Annotated in this window: 13 protein-coding genes; 9 read left to right on the top strand and 4 right to left on the bottom strand. The window is 68.8% G+C overall.

The features are described from left to right. The first annotated feature begins 61 nt into the window (after positions 1-61). The 3 genes from HIV01_RS12605 to HIV01_RS12595 are packed head-to-tail and all read left to right on the top strand — an operon-like array spanning position 62 to position 4091. Complete coding sequence (locus HIV01_RS12605) at positions 62-802, top strand: NYN domain-containing protein (protein WP_200607609.1); 741 nt, start codon at positions 62-64, stop codon at positions 800-802. Between the two features lie 56 nt (positions 803-858). Continuing rightward, positions 859-1599, top strand: a complete 741-nt coding sequence (locus tag HIV01_RS12600; RefSeq protein WP_207526955.1) for a protein-L-isoaspartate(D-aspartate) O-methyltransferase — start codon at positions 859-861, stop codon at positions 1597-1599. Between the two features lie 5 nt (positions 1600-1604). Continuing rightward, positions 1605-4091 (top strand): class I SAM-dependent methyltransferase, encoded by a 2487-nt coding sequence (locus tag HIV01_RS12595; protein ID WP_200607607.1) that lies wholly within the window; start codon positions 1605-1607, stop codon positions 4089-4091. On the opposite strand, the gene HIV01_RS12590 is transcribed toward HIV01_RS12595, so the two are convergent. Continuing rightward, the gene (locus HIV01_RS12590) at positions 4085-6268 is read right to left on the bottom strand and encodes a primosomal protein N' (RefSeq protein WP_200607605.1); all 2184 of its coding nucleotides are present in this window, start codon (positions 6266-6268) and stop codon (positions 4085-4087) included. The genes HIV01_RS12595 and HIV01_RS12590 overlap by 7 nt on opposite strands. Positions 6269-6729: 461 nt before the next feature. Between HIV01_RS12590 and HIV01_RS12585 the strand changes: the two genes are divergently transcribed. Then, on the top strand, positions 6730-7740 hold the full coding sequence (locus tag HIV01_RS12585; RefSeq protein ID WP_200607603.1) for a sigma factor-like helix-turn-helix DNA-binding protein: 1011 nt from the start codon (positions 6730-6732) through the stop codon (positions 7738-7740). Continuing rightward, positions 7730-8356, top strand: coding sequence for a DUF3106 domain-containing protein (locus HIV01_RS12580; protein WP_200607601.1), 627 nt, complete (start codon positions 7730-7732; stop codon positions 8354-8356). Before HIV01_RS12585 ends, HIV01_RS12580 begins: the two co-directional genes overlap by 11 nt. A gap of 40 nt (positions 8357-8396) precedes the next feature. Here HIV01_RS12580 and HIV01_RS12575 read toward each other — a convergent pair whose 3' ends face one another. Continuing rightward, positions 8397-8738, bottom strand: a complete 342-nt coding sequence (locus HIV01_RS12575) for a DUF4286 family protein (RefSeq protein ID WP_200607599.1) — start codon at positions 8736-8738, stop codon at positions 8397-8399. Next, positions 8735-10231: a DUF3667 domain-containing protein gene (locus tag HIV01_RS12570; protein WP_200607597.1), complete on the bottom strand. Its 1497-nt coding sequence runs from the start codon at positions 10229-10231 to the stop codon at positions 8735-8737. Before HIV01_RS12570 ends, HIV01_RS12575 begins: the two co-directional genes overlap by 4 nt. A gap of 157 nt (positions 10232-10388) precedes the next feature. Here HIV01_RS12570 and HIV01_RS12565 point away from each other — a divergent pair, with 157 nt between their 5' ends. Both HIV01_RS12565 and sppA read left to right on the top strand, forming a co-directional pair. Continuing rightward, complete coding sequence (locus HIV01_RS12565) at positions 10389-11771, top strand: MATE family efflux transporter (protein WP_200607595.1); 1383 nt, start codon at positions 10389-10391, stop codon at positions 11769-11771. A gap of 162 nt (positions 11772-11933) precedes the next feature. After that, a complete protein-coding gene (gene sppA, locus HIV01_RS12560; RefSeq protein WP_200607593.1) occupies positions 11934-13817 on the top strand; it encodes a signal peptide peptidase SppA in 1884 nt (627 codons plus the stop codon). Between the two features lie 70 nt (positions 13818-13887). Here the strand turns inward: sppA and HIV01_RS12555 are convergent, their stop codons facing one another. Further along, a complete protein-coding gene (locus tag HIV01_RS12555; RefSeq protein ID WP_200607591.1) occupies positions 13888-14115 on the bottom strand; it encodes a hypothetical protein in 228 nt (75 codons plus the stop codon). 93 nt (positions 14116-14208) lie between these two features. Here HIV01_RS12555 and HIV01_RS12550 point away from each other — a divergent pair, with 93 nt between their 5' ends. Together HIV01_RS12550 and HIV01_RS12545 are read left to right on the top strand one after the other, a co-directional pair. Further along, positions 14209-14985, top strand: a complete 777-nt coding sequence (locus HIV01_RS12550) for an SDR family oxidoreductase (RefSeq protein ID WP_200607589.1) — start codon at positions 14209-14211, stop codon at positions 14983-14985. Positions 14986-15225: 240 nt separating this feature from the next. Then, on the top strand, positions 15226-17340 hold the full coding sequence (locus HIV01_RS12545) for a TonB-dependent siderophore receptor (protein ID WP_245156798.1): 2115 nt from the start codon (positions 15226-15228) through the stop codon (positions 17338-17340). Position 17341: the final 1 nt, after the last annotated feature.

The following is a 17341-nucleotide window of genomic DNA, read 5'->3' as shown; positions in this document are numbered from 1 at the left end:
CCGTCGCCGCCGCCCTGGGGTAGGCTCGCCCAGACCCCGAGCCCCCGCCAGGAAGCGTGTCATGGCCGAACCCGAGCGCCGCATTGCCCTGCTGATCGACGCCGACAACGCGCCGGCCGCCAAGATCGACGTGATCCTGGCCGAGGTGGCGCGCCATGGCGTGGCCAACGTCCGCCGCGCCTACGGCAACTGGAAGAGCCCGCACCTCAAGAGCTGGGAGGCGACGCTGCACGAGTACGCGATCCGGCCGATCCAGCAGTTCGCCTACAGCAGCGGCAAGAACGCCTCCGACATGGCGATGGTCATCGACGCCATGGACCTGCTCTACGCGCGCAACCTCGACGGCTTCGCGATCGTCTCCAGCGATGCCGACTTCACCCCGATGGTGATGCGGCTGCTGACCGAAGGCGTGAAGGTGTATGGCTTCGGCGAGAAGAAGACACCGCTGCCGTTCGTCAACGCCTGTTCCAAGTTCACCTACCTGGAAGCGCTGGGGGAGCCGAGCGCCGAAGCCACGGCAGTCACCAACAAGCCGCGCACCGCCAAGGAACTGCGCGACGACACGCGCCTGCTGCAGATGCTGCGCAGCGCGGTGGAGTCGGCCAGCGGCGATGACGGCTGGGCACACCTGGGGCAGGTGGGCCACCAGATCAGCAACCAGGCCTCGTTCGATCCGCGCAATTACGGCTTCCGCAAACTCAGCGACCTGATCGAGGCCACCGGCCTGTTCGAGGTCAATCGCGAAAACCAGATCCTGTGGATCCGGCCCAGGGCAAAGGCCAAGGCCGCCAAGAAGGGCTGAGGCTTTCACGCGTCTCTTGCCGAAAGGGTAACGGGACAGCCCCTAGACTCGCCGCCATGCAGGGCGGTGCCACCCTCGCCGGAATCGCGCGCATGGCCGTGCTGGTCGCGGCGCTGTGCTGCGCCACCGCGCACGCGCGGCAGGGCGATGCCTATGCGCAGCCGCGGCGCGCGCTGATCGCCGAGCTGCAAGCCGAGGCGCGCGCCGACGCCGGCACGACTGCGCGCATCGACCGCGACGTGCTCGATGTACTCGCCCGCGTGCCGCGCCACGAGTACGTGCCGGCAAACGAGCGCGAAAACGCCTACGAGAACCGTCCGCTTGCCATCGGCCACGGCCAGACCATCTCGCAGCCCTACATCGTCGCCCTGATGACCACGCTGGTGCGGCCGCGCACGGGACAGAAGATCCTCGAGATCGGCACCGGCTCGGGATACCAGGCGGCGGTGCTGGCGGAGTTCGACGTGCAGGTGTGCTCGATCGAGATCATCGCGCCATTGGCCGACCAGGCGGCCAAACGCCTCAAGCGCTACGCCAACGTCAGCACGCGAAAGGGCGACGGCTACTACGGCTGGAAGGAGCAGGCGCCGTTCGACTCGATCATCGTGACGGCGGCCGCGTCGTCGATACCGCCGCCGTTGCTGGCCCAGCTCAAGCCCGGCGGGCGCATGGTGATTCCGGTCGGCAGCAGCTTCTTCACCCAGACGCTGATGCTGGTGGAGAAGGACGCGCAGGGACGCGCGCGAACGCGGCAGGTGCTGCCGGTGCGATTCGTGCCGCTGACAGGTGGGCACTGACGATCGTGGCGGACGCTGCCGACGCCGGCCTTGCTGCCGCGGTCCCGGAGGAAGCCCGCGGGCGATTGCCGTTTGCCATCGCAGTGATATCGGCCGCCGCGCTCGCCTACCAGTTGCTGTTGATGCGCTGGCTGGCGATTGAACACTGGCATCCGTTCGCAGTGATGATCATCAGCCTTGCCCTGCTCGGGCACGGCGCGAGCGGCACCTGGCTTGCGGTGTGGCTGCGCGGGCGCGGCAACGAGTACCTGGCGCCGCGATTCGAAGGTGTGTTCTCGGTGTGCGCGCTGCTGTTCGCAGTTTCGGCGGCACTGGCCCTGCTGGTGGCACGGGCGATTCCGTTCAATGGACTCGAACTGGTCTGGGATCCGCGCCAGCTGCTGTGGCTCGGTGCGCTCTACCTGGTGCTGGCGGTGCCGTTCTTCTTCGCGGCCAGCTGTTTCGGGCTGGCTTTCGCCCGACACGGCGCGCGCATCCCGGCGCTCTACGGTGCCGACCTGATCGGCGCCAGCGTCGGCGCGCTGGTGGCACTGGCGCTGAGCTATCTGCCGACCGGTCGCGGCCTGGTGCTGGCGGCGCTGGGCGGGACCTGGGCGGCCTTTCTGGTGTCACGCGTCAACTGGCGCCGGATCGTGGCGCTGCTGGTCGCGATCGTTCTGGTGACCTTGATCCCGACGAAGCTGATGCTGCCGCAACCCAATCCTTACAAGGGACTGAGCAAGGCATTGCTGTTGCCGGAGGCCCACGTCGTCGCGCAACGCTGGGGACCTTACGGCTGGATGACGGTGCTCGACAGTCCTCAGGTGCCGCTGCGTTACGCGCCCGGCATGAGTCTGGGCTTCACCGGTGAACCGCCGGCGCAGCGCGGCCTGTTCACCGACGGCGATGGCTTGTCGGTGATCACGTACAGTGCCGGCGCTGCCCCTCGCGAGTGGCTGGACGCGATGACGTCCGCGTTGCCGTACCACGCTCGGCAGCCGCGATCGGTGCTGGTTCTTGGCGCGGGCGGCGGGATGGAGGTGCTGCAGGCGCTGGCGCTGGGTGCGGGCCGCGTCGAAGCGGTCGAGTTGTCCGCGCAGCGACTGGGCATGGTTCGCGTCGACGAGGCCCGGTATGCCGGCCAGCTCTATCGTGATCCACGCGTGCACACCGTCGTCGCCGAACCGCGTGCGCACGTGCGCGCCGACCGCAGGCAACACGATCTGATCGTGCTGGCGGGCGGTGAATCATTCGCCAGCGGCGGTGCCGGCGTGCAGTCGGCGAGCGAGCAGTACGCGCTGACCGTTGAAGCGATGGGCGACTACCTCGAGCGCCTGTCGCCGACGGGAATGATCGCCATCACGCGCTGGAGCAAGCAGCCGCCGCGCGACGAACTCAAGCTGGCGGCGACGATGGCCGGGACGTTGCGGTTGCATGGCGTTGCAATGCCCGCCCGGCACGTCGCGGCGATCCGCAACTGGGACGCGAGCACATGGCTGTTGTCGCGGCGCCCCTTCACGCCGGCCGAAGTCACGGCGATGGCGCGCTTCGCGGAACAACGCGGCTTCGATGCGGTACTGCTTCCGGGCGTCCGGCTCGATCCGGCAAACAATCTGCACGTGCTCGACCCGCCGTACCTTTTCAATGGCGCGCAGGCGTTGCTGTCGCCGCGTGCGAACCGGTTTGCCGACGACTACAAGTTCATGATCGAGCCCGCCAGCGATGACCGCCCGTACTTCGGTCACTACTTCCGCTGGCGCAGCCTGCCGGAGCTGTGGAAGTTGCGCGGGGAGGGTAGTGCCGTGCTGCTCGACTCCGGGTATCTGCTGCTCGTGGCGGCGCTGGTACAGGCCTTGCCGTTGGCGGTGCTGCTGGTGTTGCTGCCGCTGCGGGCGCTGGGGCAAGGCGATGCGGCGCAATCGGCCGGGATCTCTCGCACTCGCGCTGCTGCCTACTTCACCGCACTTGGGCTGGCGTTCCTGCTGATCGAGATCGCGACGTTGTCGCGCTTGACGCTGCTGGTGGGGCACCCGTTGCTGGCAGCGACCGCGGGGCTCGCCGGCGTGTTGCTGTTCGCCGGCGCGGGGAGCCTGCAGGCGCAGCGCTGGCTGGCCCGCCGTGACGCCACGCCGCTGGCCATCACGCTGCACATCCGCTGGGCGGTTCGGGCGATCGCGTTGGGGCTGCTGTGGCAGGTGGCGATGTTCGCCATCGCCATGGAATACGCCGCGTCGTGGTCACCCATGGCACGCGCGCTGCTGGGGCTGGTCGGGATCGCACCGATGGCGTTCGCGATGGGCATGCCGTTCCCGCTCGGGCTGGCAAGGCTGGCACGAACGGCGCCGGGATTCGTACCGTGGGCGTGGGGCCTCAACGGTTGCGCGTCGGTGCTGGCGGCGATCCTCGCGCTGCTGCTGGCGATGGCTTTCGGGCTGCGTGCGACGTTGCTGATCGCGCTGGTGCTGTACGTGTTCGCGGCCTGGGTCTGGCCGGTGAAGGCGAGCGATCAGTAAAGGTCGACCGGGTCGACATCCAGCGACCAGCGCACCTTGCGTGCATCAGGCAGCGCATGGATTGCCGGCATCGCGGCATCCAGCGCCGAGTGCAACGTGCGACGGTCGGCAGACGACAGCAGCAACTGCGCGCGCTGGTAACCGGCACGGCGCGGCATCGGTGCCGGCAGCGGGCCGTGCAGGTCGAGGGCGGCGCCGGTGTCGTGCACGATCGCACGCGCCGAACGCAGGAAGCCTTCGCAGGCCTCGGTGTGCTTGGCTTCCGCGCGCAGCATGGCCAGGTGCGCGAACGGCGGGAAGCCGGCGGCCTCGCGCTGCGCCAGTTCCTCTTCGGCGAAGGCGGAATAGCCACCGGTCAGCAACGTGGCCAGCAACGGATGGCCCGGGTGATGCGTCTGCAGCAGCACTTCACCGCGGCGTTCGGCGCGGCCGGCGCGACCGGCGACCTGGATCAGCAGTTGCGCCAGCTTCTCCGGTGCGCGGAAGTCGGCCGAGAACAGGCCCTCGTCGATGCCGACCACCGCCACCAGCGTCAGCTGCGGCAGGTCGTGTCCTTTGGCCAGCATCTGCGTGCCGACCAGGATGCCGCGCTGCGTGCCGAAGCGGGCCAGGTGCTGTTCCAGTGCGTCTCGGTGCTGGGTGGTGCCGCGATCGATGCGCAACACCGGGACGTCGGGGAAGCGTGCTGCCAGGGCCTCCTCGATGCGTTCGGTGCCGGCGCCTTGCGCCTGCAGCGCCAGGCCGCCGCAATCGGGGCAGGCATTGGGCACCGGCCGCCGCGCGCCGCAGTGGTGGCATTGCAGGCGACGTCCGCCGGCATGCACGGTCATTGGCGAATCACAACGCTGGCATTGCGCGCTCCAGCCGCAGTCGTGGCACAGCAGCACGGGCGCATAGCCGCGGCGGTTCTTGAACACCAGCACCTGGCCGTCGGCATCGAGGGCGCGGCCGATCGTGTCGAGCAGTTCCTGCGACAGGCCGGCTTCCAGCGGGCGCTTGCGCACGTCGCACACGCGCACGGTCGGTGGCTGCGCATCGCCGGCGCGTTCGCGCAGGCGCAGGTGTGTGTAGCGTCCGGTCTGGGCGTTGCGCAGGGTCTCCAGCGACGGCGTCGCGCTGCCCATCACCACCGGGATACCGAGGGTCTTGCCGCGCACAAGGGCGAAGTCGCGCGCGTGGTAGCGGATGCCGTCGAGCTGCTTGAAGCTGCCGTCGTGTTCTTCGTCGATGACGATCAGGCCGGCATCGGGCATCGGCAGGAACACCGCCGAGCGCGTGCCGACCACGACCCTCGCTTCGCCGCGGGCGAAGGCGGCCCAGGTGCGGGCGCGTTCGGCGTCGCCCAGCCCGGAGTGCAGGGCGTGCACCGGCACGCCGAGGCGGGCGCGGAACCGCGCCAGCGTCTGCGGCGTCAGGCCGATCTCCGGCACCAGCACCAGCGCCTGGCGGCCGCGCGCGAGGCAGTCGGCGATCGCGTGGAGGTAGACCTCGGTCTTGCCGCTGCCGGTGACGCCGTCGAGCAGGTGGGCGGCGAAGCCGTCGCGGCTGGCCAGAATCGCGTCGACGGCGGCCTGCTGCTCGGCGTTGAGGGTCGGGCCAGGGCGGGGCGCGGGTGCTCTGGTCGATACGGGCACCGCGATCCGTTCGGCCAGCTCGCGCTTGGCCAGGGCGCGGGCGGCGCTGCGCCAGTCGCCGAGGTCGTCGTCGAGAGTGTCTTCGTCGCAGGCGCCGTCCTGCAGGCGGTCCGCGAGGCGTCGCGGCTTGCCGGCGCGCAGTCGCTCGCGCGCCGTCCGCCCGGCTTCGGTCAGTTGCCAGGCCCAGGCGTGGGTATCGGCCAGGGCCTCGCCGCGGCGCAGGGTCGCCGGCAGAGCGGTCGCCAGTACTTCGCCGAGCGGAGCGTGGGTGTAGCGCGCCAGCCAGCGCAGCGACTCGAGCAGCTCGCCGTGGAACACCGGCTGTGGATCCAACCGGGCCAGGGCGTGCTTGAGCTGCGGCGTGTCGTCGCCCGCGGGGCCGACCTCGGCGATGACGCCGACCAGTTCGCGGCTGCCGAACGGCACCCGCACCCGGCTGCCGATATCGCCCGCGCTCGCTGCCTCGCCCACGGGTGGCAAGTAGTCGAACAGGCGGGGCAATGGCAGCGGCAGGGCCAGTCGCCAGACTGGCGAATCAGGCATCGGGGCATCGGGCATCGGCGCAGTCTACCGAGGCACGAGGGCAGGCATGGTGCCCGGGGAAAGTTGCGGGGCATTGCTCCCCGCTCTGTGACAAAAGTCACGCAAGTGGTGGAAGTAAAAGACAATTGGGCCTTATCCACATCGCCTGTGGATAAATCTGTGCATGGTGTGTCGGCAGATTGGTCCGACTACAGAAAAACAGGCCTTGCGGCCACGTTGGTGAAAAAAGTGCCAACGCGGTTATTCTGTTTTCAATCAATTAGTTAGCTGTGAAACATCGCTGTCATGCGGTCACGGGGCGGGGTCAGGCGTCCCGGCGTGACGATTCCATTACTGCTGTGCACAACCGCTTTTCGGGTGCGGGCCGCGTCCTGCTTTGCGGAGCACGTGTTAGCGCGTTGTCAAGCGGTTTTGTGGCATGTCGTCATCGCTATGATGCGGGGCATGGTGATGCAGTCCCGATGAGCGTTTCTTCCCCCTCCCACAACCCGACTCCGCCCCCCGCACTGTCCGCGTTCCTGCGCGGCGTGGAGCGTCGTGGCGCGGTCCTGGCCGAGCTCCAGGCTGGTGATGCCGGCCTGGGCGATGCCGCCCTGGCGGCGGCGATGGCGCAGTTCCGGGGCGAGGCCGAGTCGCTGGCAATGCCAGCCTGGCCGACCCGGTTCTGGAGCCTGCTGCTGGCCCAGCCGCAGCTGCGCAGCCGCACTGCGGTGGCCTTGCCGATCGATGTGACCGACCGCCTTGGCGAGCTCGGCAGCGGCCCGCGTGCGGCCTTGCTGCTGCGGGTGGCCGCCGGGCTGTCGGAAGACGAGGGCGCGGCCGTGCTGGGCGTGTCCCAGCCCAGCTTCCGCCTGGCGCTGCAGCGGGCGCTGCCGCACCACGAGGATGGCCGCGCCGATCCGGAGGCGTGGCAGCGACTGCGCGAGCAGATCCATCGCCGCATCAAGACCCTGCCGACCGACCGCCTGGTGCGGCTCAGCGCTGCCCGCGACGCGGTCATGCGCGGTCCGGCACCGGCATCGGCGTCTGCCGCGACGCCTGTGGCGCGACCACGGCCGCGCTGGCTGATGGCCTCGCTGTGGGTGCTGCTGGTGACGTGCGTGCTGGCGCTGGCGGCCAGCTTCGTCTGGCCCGACCTGGTGACGCCCTGGCAGCGCGCGCTGGGCCTGGAGCCGGGCGTGAAACGCGTTCGCGTGGAACCGTTGCCGGAAGGCGACGAGCCGGCCGCGCGCTATTCCCCCGAAACCGCCCTGATCGCCCACCGCGACTTCGACCTGCTGGCCGATCCGCAGGCGCAGGCAGACGCCCGCGACCTCGAGTTCCACAGCTGGTACGCCGCGCAACAGGACGCGGGCGTGACCGAGCCGACGCCACCCACCGACGTGCCGCCAGTCGACGCGATCGCACCGTCTCCGGCGGCCGGACCGCCGGCGGGCAGCGAGACCGAGACGGAGTCCTCCGATGCGCCGTAACCGTCGGCTCCTTCCCTTGGCGCTGTTGCTGGCCATCACTTCGGCCGGGTCGACCCCGCCGGAGCTGCGCGACGTCCTGGCCAGGCTGCCACCGAAAGCGCACGCGCAATTGCAGCGGCAAACGCAGCAGTGGGCGTCCTGGTCGCCGCAGCAGCGCGCGGACTATTCCCGACGCGCGGCGCAATGGGATGCCCTGCCGCGAAGCGAACGCGATGCGATTCGCGAGCGTTACCAGGCCTGGCGTGCGCTACCGGCGCAGGACCAGGTCCGCATCCAGGCGGCCGCCACGCAGCTGGCGACGATGCCAGCCGAGCAGCAGCGCGCCTGGCGGGCGCAGTTCGACGCGCTCGATCGCAGCGAACGTCGTGGCTGGTTGCTCGGCCCCGCGCTTGGCGGTGACTACGCCATGTTGCAGCCGCTGCTGGCGCAGGTGCCGGAGCAGGAACACGCGGCGCTGATGCAGGCGCTGCGGACGATGACGCCGCAGCAGCGCAAGGATCTGGGCGTGCTCGCGCAACGAACCCCGCCGACCCGGCGCGAAGCATTGCGTCGCGGCCTGCTGGCCGCCGGTGCCGATGGCCGCGGCGACTGGCTCTGGCAGCAGATGCAGCACTGACGATCGAAACCTGGAAAGGCGGAGCGAAGCGCTTCAAACCCTACAAGCGCGGAGCGAAGCGCTCCAGCACATCCAGCACCCGCCATTGCGCGCGGAACGAATCACCGAACCGCGCCGTGCCTTCGCTGCGCATCCGTGGCGCGTGGTCGCGCAGGTAGGCCTCGAGCGAACTGGCGTCCTGCAGCGTGTACTGCACGCACAGCAGCACGCGTCCCGGGGGCGCCGCCGGCTCCGTCGGCTGCGACAGGGTCGCAGCGAGGAAGCCGGGCAGGGCGAGGATCTCGACGATGTGCGCCTGCAGCCAGGCGCGGTAGTCGTCGGCGATCGCGGCATCGAGGTCGAGGTTGACCTCGTATGTGACCTCGCCGCCGCCCGTGCTCACATCCGCACCAGGCTCGCCAGGGCGAGGAAAGTGGCGGCGAAGGCGAGCAGCACGAAGTACAGGTTGCCGATCACCAGGTAGCGCAGCACGGTCACCGGCCAGCCGTTGCGGTACACGCGCTTCTGCATCAGCAGCAGGTAGACCGGCAGCCACAGCCACAGCAGCGTGCCGAGCGTGCCGCCGATCCAGCTGAAGCCGGCCCAGTGCGGGGAGATCGCGTTGTCGAGCGCGATCACGATGAAGAACGCCAGCATCGTCAGGCACATGTAGGCATGGCTGTAGAGGGCGATGACCAGGTGCTCCAGGTACAGGCGACCCGAACCCAGGTAGGCCAGCTTCAGCAGCAGGGCGAACACCGGCACCAGCAGGAACAGCGCCGAAGGCACCGCGGCGAGCAGCGCGCGCACCCACAGGCCCGGTTCCTTCTGTGCGCGAGAGACGTTTTCACGGCCGTGCGCGATCTGGCGGTTGATCCAGTGATTGAAGAACGCCGGCGCCCAGCCGATGACCAGCGGGTTGGTTTCCTCGTCCCAGGGTTCCTCGCTGCCGAACAGGGTCAGGCGGTCATAGCAGTCAGGGTCGCCGTAGATGCGCGCGTCCTCCGATTCCTTGCGCACGCGGTCGCCTTCGGTGCTGGTCGCGTCGGCGATCTGCAACTGCGCGGCGCGGCAACCGGCGGCGATGTTGATGTCGCGGATCTCGTTGAGCTCATGGCGGCGAGCGGCCGCGGCATTCGCCGGCAACGTCGCCAGCTTGACGTGGTGCGGTGCCAGGCGCTCTTCGCGCAGGCGTTGCAGCGTCGCCAGGTCGGCCGCCTTTTCCAGGTTCTGCTTCGCCGTCTCCATCGCGGCGGCGGCACGGCGCGCGCCGTCGACCTTGGCCGCCGTGACCTGTTCGGCGCTCATGCCCTGCTCGCGGCCGATCGCCTCGATGCGACCGTCGGCGGCGCGGTTGACGTCGTCAACGGCAACATCGATCGCCTTGCGCGCGTGCAGCAGCACCGCCGGGATCGCCTCGCGTGCCTCGGCCAGGTCGGCCAGGTTCTTGCGCCGGATCTGTTCGACGTCGGCGATGCTGCTCGCCTTGGCAAACGCCTTGGACTGCTTGGCGGAATTCTTGTTGTTGTTCGAGACACCATCCTCGAGCTGCACCATCGGATTGGCCTTGTCGCCGCTGTCCACGTGGATGACCATCTGCGCGAAGAAGAACGTCACCACGCTCAGCACCAGGAACAGGCGCAGCGGCGCGACGTAGCGCGCGCGCTGCCCGGCGAGGTAGTTGTTGGCGACGCGGCCCGGGAAGATCAGGTCGCGCAGGGTGCGGAAGATGCGGCCGTCGAGGTGCCAGAACGACTCGAACACTTCCTCCAGCGCATGCCCCGCATCGCGTACCGGATTGACCACCGACTGCCCGCAGTCATGGCAGTAGTGGCCAGCAAGGGGCGCATTGCAGTTCTCGCAATGGCTGGGAACTTCGTGTCCTTTCGCGCTCATTCGTTACTTCCCTCTCCCCTGGGCGCCAAGGCATGTGCACGCCATGGCAACGAGCTGTTCAGATCAAGCCGCTAAGATAGCGGCCCGCCGCGACCCGGCGCCAGCGCCCGACATCGGATTCGGTCGCGCGGCCGCAGTCGTGCGTCTGGTTGTAACGATGTCCCCGCCTTCTTCCCTCGCCATTCCCGCCCGCAAGGGGCTGCTCGGCGAAGTCCGCACCACCGCCATCCTCGCCGCGCCGCTGGTGGGCGGGCACGTTTCGACCGGCCTGATCGCCTTCGTCGACAACGTCCTGGCCGGCCACCACAGCACCACCACGCTGGCGTCGGTCACCATCGGCACCGCGCTGTGGTGGCTGCCGATGATGGTGCCGATCGGCACGCTGCTGTCGGTGCCGCCGTCGGTCTCGCAGCTCGACGGCGCCGGCCAGCGCGAGCAGATCGGTGCGCTGTTCCGGCAGGCGCTGTGGCTGGCTCTCGGGCTGGGGCTGGTGCTGTTCGCGTTCCTGACCTTCATCCCGCTGGCGCTGGCGCCGATGGGCATCACCGCCGAGATCATTCCCGGCGCGACCGCATTCCTTCACGGCATCCGCTGGGGCGTGGTGGCGCTGACGCTGTTCTTCTGCATGCGCTATCTCAGCGAAGGCCTGCACTGGACTTTGCCGACTCTGGTGTTGAGCGCCGGCGGCCTGCTGGTGCTGTTGCCGGTCGGCTACGTGCTCACCTTCGGCAAGTTCGGCTTGCCGGAGATGGGTGCCGGCGGCCTTGGCGTGGCCTCGGCGATCATGCTGTGGATGCAGGCGATTGGCTTCGCGGTCGTGCTGTGGCGGTCCAAGCGTTTCGCCGACCTCAAGCTGTTCGAGCGCTTCGACCTGCCCGAGTGGTCGATCATCCGCGGCCTGCTCGCCACCGGCTTGCCGATCGGCGTGACGGTGTTGATGGAAGGCGGCCTGTTCATAGCCACCGCGCTGTTGATGGGCCGCCTGGGCGAGGTGCCGGCGGCCGCGCACCAGATCGCGATCAACCTGGCGACGCTGTGCTTCATGGTGCCGATGGGCCTGGCCGAGGCGACCACCGTGCGTGTCGGCCATGCGCTGGGCCGCGGCGATTTCGCCGGGGTGCGCCGTGCCGCCTATGCCGGCTACACGATCGTGATTGGCACCCAGCTGTTCTCCGGACTGGTGCTGCTGACCGGCAACGACCTGCTGGTCAGCTTCTACACCGGCGACGCCGCGGTGGCGACGCTGGCCGCGTCCCTGCTGCTGTATGCGGCGGCGTTCCAGTTCCCCGACGGTGTGCAGGTCCTGTCCGCCGGGGCACTGCGTGGCCTCAAGGACACGCGGGTGCCGATGCTGCTCGCGGCGATGGCCTACTGGGGCATCGGCATGCCGCTCGGCGCCGGCCTCGGGCTGGGCCTGGGCTGGGGGCCCAAGGGCATGTGGATCGGCCTGATTGCCGGACTCACCGTGGCCGCGCTGCTGCTGTGCACCCGGTTCCTGCGCTCGAGCCAGCCCGACCGGCTGGTCATGCGCGGCCCTTGAGCTTTTCCGCGCCCGCCGCCATTTCTTCTCCATCGCTTCACGCGCCGTTTCGCGCCGCTCATGGACGCCTCACGCCGAGGGCCGGTGGGCCGTGTTACGAATGGCGGGTGAATTCCAAGCCACCTGCCATTAGGCTGGAAACGTACGCCAGGAGCCTTTGCAATGAATGACACTGCCCGTCGTGGCCCGATCACCCGGTTCTTCGTCGGGCTGTGGGATGCGATGAACTTCACCCGCCGGTTGGTCTTCAACCTGGTGTTCTTCTTCCTGTTGTTCCTGTTCCTGGCGATCGTCTTTTCCGGCCCGCGGACCAAGCCGCTGCTCGACCGCACGACGCTGGTCATCGCCCCGGAAGGCACGCTGGTCGAGCAGTACAGCAGCGACCCGCTGACGCGCGCGCTGGGCAAGGCCCTGGGCGAGCGTGGTGGCGAAGTGCAATTGCGCGATCTGGTGCGCGCACTCGATGCGGCGCGCCAGGACAAGCGGATCGAGCGCGTCGTGCTCGACCTCGACGAACTGCAGGCCGGTGGCTTCGCCTCGCTGCGCGAAGTCGCGCAGGCCGTGGCGCGGGTCAAGGCCAGCGGCAAGCAGGTCGTCGCCTTCGCCGAGATGATGGATCAGAAGCAGTACCTGCTCGCCGCGCAGGCGAACGAGGTCTACCTCGACCCGATGGGTGGGATGCTGCTGGAAGGCCTCGGCCGCTACCGCACCTATTACCGCCAGGGCCTGCAGGACAAGCTCGGCGTCGACGTGCATCTGTTCAAGGTCGGCGAGTACAAGTCGGCGGCGGAACCTTACGTGCTCGACGCGGCATCGCCGGAAGCGAAGGAAGCCGACCTGTTCTGGATGAGCGACGTCTGGCAACGCTACCTCGGCGACGTCGCCAAGGCGCGCAAGCTCGACGCCGCGCAGCTGGCGCAGGGCATCGAGCAGATGCCGGTCGGCATCGCCAGCGCCCAGGGCGACCTGGCGAAGTTCGCGCTGCAGACCAAGCTGGTCGACGGCCTGAAGACGCGTGAAGAGGTCGATGACCTGCTGTTGCAGCGTGGCATCGCCGACGACGACGCCGAAGGCGGTTTCCGCCAGGCCTCGCTCGACGAGTACCTGGCGCAGCTCGACAGTGGCCTGGACGCGGTCGACCTGCGTCGCCCGCAGGTCGCGGTGATCGTGGCCGAAGGCGAGATCCGCGGCGGCGAGCAGCCGCCGGGCACGGTCGGTGGCGAGTCCACCGCGGCCCTGCTGCGCGAAGCCCGCGACGACGACAACGTGAAGGCGGTGGTGCTGCGCGTGGATTCGCCGGGCGGTGAAGTGTTCGCCTCCGAGCAGATCCGCCGCGAAGTGGTCGCGCTGAAGAAGGCCGGCAAGCCGGTGTCGGTGTCGATGGGCGACCTGGCCGCTTCGGGTGGTTACTGGATCTCGATGGATGCCGACCGCATCTACGCCGATGCCTCGACCATCACCGGTTCGATCGGCATCTTTGGTCTCATCCCGACCATTCCGCGCGCACTCGACAAGATCGGCGTGCATTCCGATGGCGTCGGCACCACGCGCTTCGCCGGTGCCTTCGACATCACCCGTCCGCTGCAGCCGGAAGTCGGCCAGGTGATCCAGTCGGTGATCGACAAGGGTTACCGCGACTTCACCGGTCGCGTTGCCACGGCCCGCAACAAGCCGGTCGAGCAGGTCGACTCGATCGCCCGCGGCCGCGTCTGGAGCGGCGAGCAGGCCAAGGAGCGCGGTCTGGTCGACGAGCTGGGCGGCCTGCAACAGGCAATCGATTTCGCCGCCAGCAAGGCCAAGCTCGACAAGGACAGCTACCACGTGCGCTACATCGAGAAGGCGGCGACGCCGTTCGAGCGCCTCTTCACCGGCTTCATCGGCAGTCGCGCCGGCGGTGCCTGGCTGCGTGAGTCCGACATTGCACGCAGCCTGTTGGCGAAGGCCTCGCCGCAGGCCGCGGCCGACCTGCGCTTCCTCGAAGGCGCGATCCAGCCGACGCGGGGCGTGCCGGTCAAGGCGCTGGCGTACTGCTTCTGCGGCTTGTGATGCTGCAGCGGTAAAAAGAAACGCCCGGCCTGGCCGGGCGTTTTTCATTGCAATGAGTGAGGGTCGCCGCTCAGTTCGAACTCGCGTCCGTGGCCGCATCGATCGCCGCGCGCTGCTCCTCCGCGGCCTTCCTGGCTTCATCCTGGGCCTGCCTGGCCTGCTCGAGCGGTGCCTGCATCGCGTCGCGCAACTGCGTCGCCTGCGGCTCCGGCGGCCGGTCCTTGTCCGGCGGCTTCGGCTTGGAGCACCCGGCCAGCAAGGCCAACGCCATCAACGCGCACAGCAGCGATCGCGACATCCGGGCACCCTCGATTGGTCTGCCGGCTATGCTACAGCGGCGGCAACGTGCCCAGCCGCGACCACCTTCACGCAGTGCGATACGGAGAGCGGCATGGACCCGAAGCGTTGGCGCCTGGACGGACAACTGGCCCTGGTCACCGGTGGCAGCGCCGGCATCGGGCGCGCGATCGCGCGCGAACTGCTCGGCTTCGGTGCCGACGTGCTGCTGGCCGCACGCGACTCGACCGCGCTCGACGCCGCACGCAGCGAGCTGGTCGAGGACTTCCCCGAGCGCGACATCCAGGGCTTCGTCGCCGACGTCGCCGACGAGGAACAGCGCCGCGAACTGCTCGACTGGGTCGAGGATTTCGGCGAAGGCCTGCATATCCTGGTCAACAACGCCGGCGGCAACATCAGCAAGGTCGCCACAGATTACACCGAGGACGAGTGGCGGCAGGTGTTCGAGGTGAACGTGTTTTCCGCGTTCGAGCTCTCACGCTATGCGCATCCGTTGCTGACCCGGCATGCCGCGTCGAGCATCGTCAACGTCGGCAGCGTCTCGGGCATGACCCACGTGCGCACCGGCGCGCCGTACGGCATGAGCAAGGCGGCGATGCACCAGATGACGCGCAACCTCGCGGTGGAGTGGGCCGAGGACGGCATCCGCGTCAATGCGGTGGCGCCGTGGTACATCCGCACGCGCCGCACCTCCGACAAGCTCGCCGATCCGGATTACCTCGACGAGGTACTGCTGCGCACGCCGCTGGGGCGCATCGGCGAGCCGGAGGAAGTGGCGGCCGCGGTGGCGTTCCTGTGCCTGCCGGCCGCCGGGTATGTCACCGGCGAGTGCATCGCGGTTGACGGCGGGTTCCTGCGCTACGGGTTCTGAGGCCTCGTCGTTCCCGCGTAGGCGGGAACCATGGACGTTGCCCCTCACTGCGTCATTCCCGCGATGGTCCTTGGATTCCCGCCTGCGTGGGAACGACGGGCGGCCGTTGCCCTCGGGCCAGCCCGGCCTTTAGAATGCGAATCATTCCCATCTCTCGCCGAGCGGAATGTCCACCGGTTCACCCGGTGTTCGCCGCAACACCCCATGGACGGGGTGCCCGCCTCCTTGCCTGGTCCCTACATGTCCCCTGCGCGCTCCGCCCTTGTCTCCCGCCATGCCCTCGCACTGGCCCTCGCCGCCGCAGTGACCGCACCGGTCGCCGCCAATGCCCAGACGGCCTCGCCGTCGGCCACCGAGCTGGACTCGGTCGAGGTGCATGCGCCCCTGGCCCGCAGCAGCGGCAGCGCGACCAAGACCGATACCCCGCTGCGCGAGATCCCGGCCTCGGTGTCGGTGATCACCGACCAGCAGCTTCGCGACCGCGCCGTGCACGGCGCCGAGGAAGCGGTGTGGTACACGGCCGGCGCCCAGGGCGGCGGCTACGGCCCGGATCCCCGCAGCGACTGGCTGCTGGTGCGCGGCTTCACCCCGGCGCGCTACCTCGACGGCCTCGCCCTGGCCGATGGATCGGGCACCAGCATCACCCGCATCGAGCCGTTCGGCCTGGAGCGCATCGAAGTGCTGAAGGGGCCGGCCTCGGTCACCTACGGCGCGATGCCGCCCGGCGGCCTGATCAACTACGTCAGCAAGCGCCCGGTGACCGAAGCGCTGCATGAAGTCGAACTGCAGGTTGGCAGCTACGACATAGCGCAGGCCGCGTTCGACTTCGGCGGTGCGCTGGGTGGCAGCGGCGAATGGTCCTACCGCCTCACCGGCCTGGCCCGCAACAGCGACGACGTCGTCGACTACGTCCATGACGACCGCTACTACATCGCACCGGCGCTGACCTGGAAGCCGGACGAAGCCAACACCCTGACCCTGCTCGCGCGCTACCAGCGCAACGACACCGTCGCCGGTGCCGGCTTCCTGCCGTCGCAAGGCACGCTGCTGCCGAACCCGAACGGCAAGATCCCGATGAACCGCTTCACCGGCGAGCCGGGCTACAACACCTACGACAAGACGATGAAGTCGCTGGGCTGGGAGTACAGCCACGACTTCGGCGGCGGCACCGTGTTCAAGCAGAACGTGCGCTACGGCACCACCGACATCGACCCGGCGGTCGCGGTCGGCGCCTTCGGCCTGCTCGCCGACCAGCGCACGCTGTTCCGCTACCTGTGGGCGACCGAGGAAGAGTCGAAGAACACCGGCATCGACAACCAGCTGACCTTCGCCTTCAATACCGGTCGCGCCGAGCACACGCTGCTCGCCGGCCTGGACTACCGCGATTCGCGCAACGAGTACGCGCAGGCGTTTGCGTTCACCGCGCCGACGCTGGACATCTTCAACCCGGTCTACGGCAGCCAGATAGTGCCGCCGGACTACACTTCGCGCACCGTGCAGGACCAGGACCAGACCGGCCTGTACATCCAGGACCAGATCAAGCTCGATCGCTGGGTCGTCACCCTCGGCGGGCGCCAGGACTGGGTCGGCACCGACACGCGTGAGCTGATCGGCGGCACCCGCGGCCACCAGAGCGACGACGAGTTCTCCGGTCGCGTCGGCGTCAATTACCTGTTCGACAACGGCCTGGCGCCGTACATCGGCTATTCGCAATCGTTCCAGCCGACGGTGGGCACCGACTTCAACGGCAACGCGTTCGTGCCGACCACCGGCGAGCAGATCGAGGCCGGCGTGAAGTACCAGCCCGCGCACAACCGCGTCCTCGCCACCCTGGCGGTCTATCGCCTGGTGCAGGAAAACACGCTGACCGTCGATCCCAACCACACCCTGTTCTCGGTCCAGCAGGGCGAGACCGAGGTCAATGGCATCGAACTGGAAGGCCGCTGGAACGTCGGCAACGGCTTCAGCGTCTACGGCGCCTACACCTACACCGACTCGGAAGTGACGAAGAGCACCGACCCGCTGTCGCTGGGCAAGGAAATCGCATTGCAGCCCGAGCAGGTGGCTTCGCTCGGCGCCGATTACACGATCACCTCAGGCGCGCTCTCGGGCCTGGGCTTCGGCGGCGGCGTGCGCTACACCGGCGATCACTACGGCGACGCCTACAACCTGTGGCAGACGCCGTCGTACACGCTGTTCGACGCCGCCGTGCACTACGACGTCGGCCAGTGGCGCCTGCAGCTCAACGCCAACAACCTGACCGACAAGGAATACATCAGCGCCTGCAACAGCGCGGCCTGGTGCTACTACGGCTACCCGCGCACGGTCGCCGCGACCGCTCGCTTCAACTGGTAAG

The sequence above is a fragment of the Lysobacter arenosi genome, assembly GCF_016613475.2.
Lineage (GTDB): Bacteria > Pseudomonadota > Gammaproteobacteria > Xanthomonadales > Xanthomonadaceae > Lysobacter_J > Lysobacter_J arenosi.
Note: the sequence above shows the minus strand (reverse complement) of the source record. Positions and strands in the feature narration are given on the sequence as shown.

Excerpts from the sequence above, each read along its gene's own strand:
- HIV01_RS12585 (WP_200607603.1), top strand. The coding sequence starts at position 6,730 with ATGAGCGTTTCTTCCCCCTCCCACAACCCGACTCCGCCCCCCGCACTG.
- HIV01_RS12545 (WP_245156798.1), top strand. The coding sequence starts at position 15,226 with ATGTCCCCTGCGCGCTCCGCCCTTGTCTCCCGCCATGCCCTCGCACTG.
- HIV01_RS12555 (WP_200607591.1), bottom strand. The coding sequence starts at position 14,115 with ATGTCGCGATCGCTGCTGTGCGCGTTGATGGCGTTGGCCTTGCTGGCC.
- HIV01_RS12570 (WP_200607597.1), bottom strand. The coding sequence starts at position 10,231 with ATGAGCGCGAAAGGACACGAAGTTCCCAGCCATTGCGAGAACTGCAAT.
- HIV01_RS12605 (WP_200607609.1), top strand. The coding sequence starts at position 62 with ATGGCCGAACCCGAGCGCCGCATTGCCCTGCTGATCGACGCCGACAAC.
- HIV01_RS12550 (WP_200607589.1), top strand. The coding sequence starts at position 14,209 with ATGGACCCGAAGCGTTGGCGCCTGGACGGACAACTGGCCCTGGTCACC.
- HIV01_RS12580 (WP_200607601.1), top strand. The coding sequence starts at position 7,730 with ATGCGCCGTAACCGTCGGCTCCTTCCCTTGGCGCTGTTGCTGGCCATC.
- HIV01_RS12590 (WP_200607605.1), bottom strand. The coding sequence starts at position 6,268 with ATGCCTGATTCGCCAGTCTGGCGACTGGCCCTGCCGCTGCCATTGCCC.
- HIV01_RS12600 (WP_207526955.1), top strand. The coding sequence starts at position 859 with ATGCAGGGCGGTGCCACCCTCGCCGGAATCGCGCGCATGGCCGTGCTG.
- HIV01_RS12565 (WP_200607595.1), top strand. The coding sequence starts at position 10,389 with ATGTCCCCGCCTTCTTCCCTCGCCATTCCCGCCCGCAAGGGGCTGCTC.
- sppA (WP_200607593.1), top strand. The coding sequence starts at position 11,934 with ATGAATGACACTGCCCGTCGTGGCCCGATCACCCGGTTCTTCGTCGGG.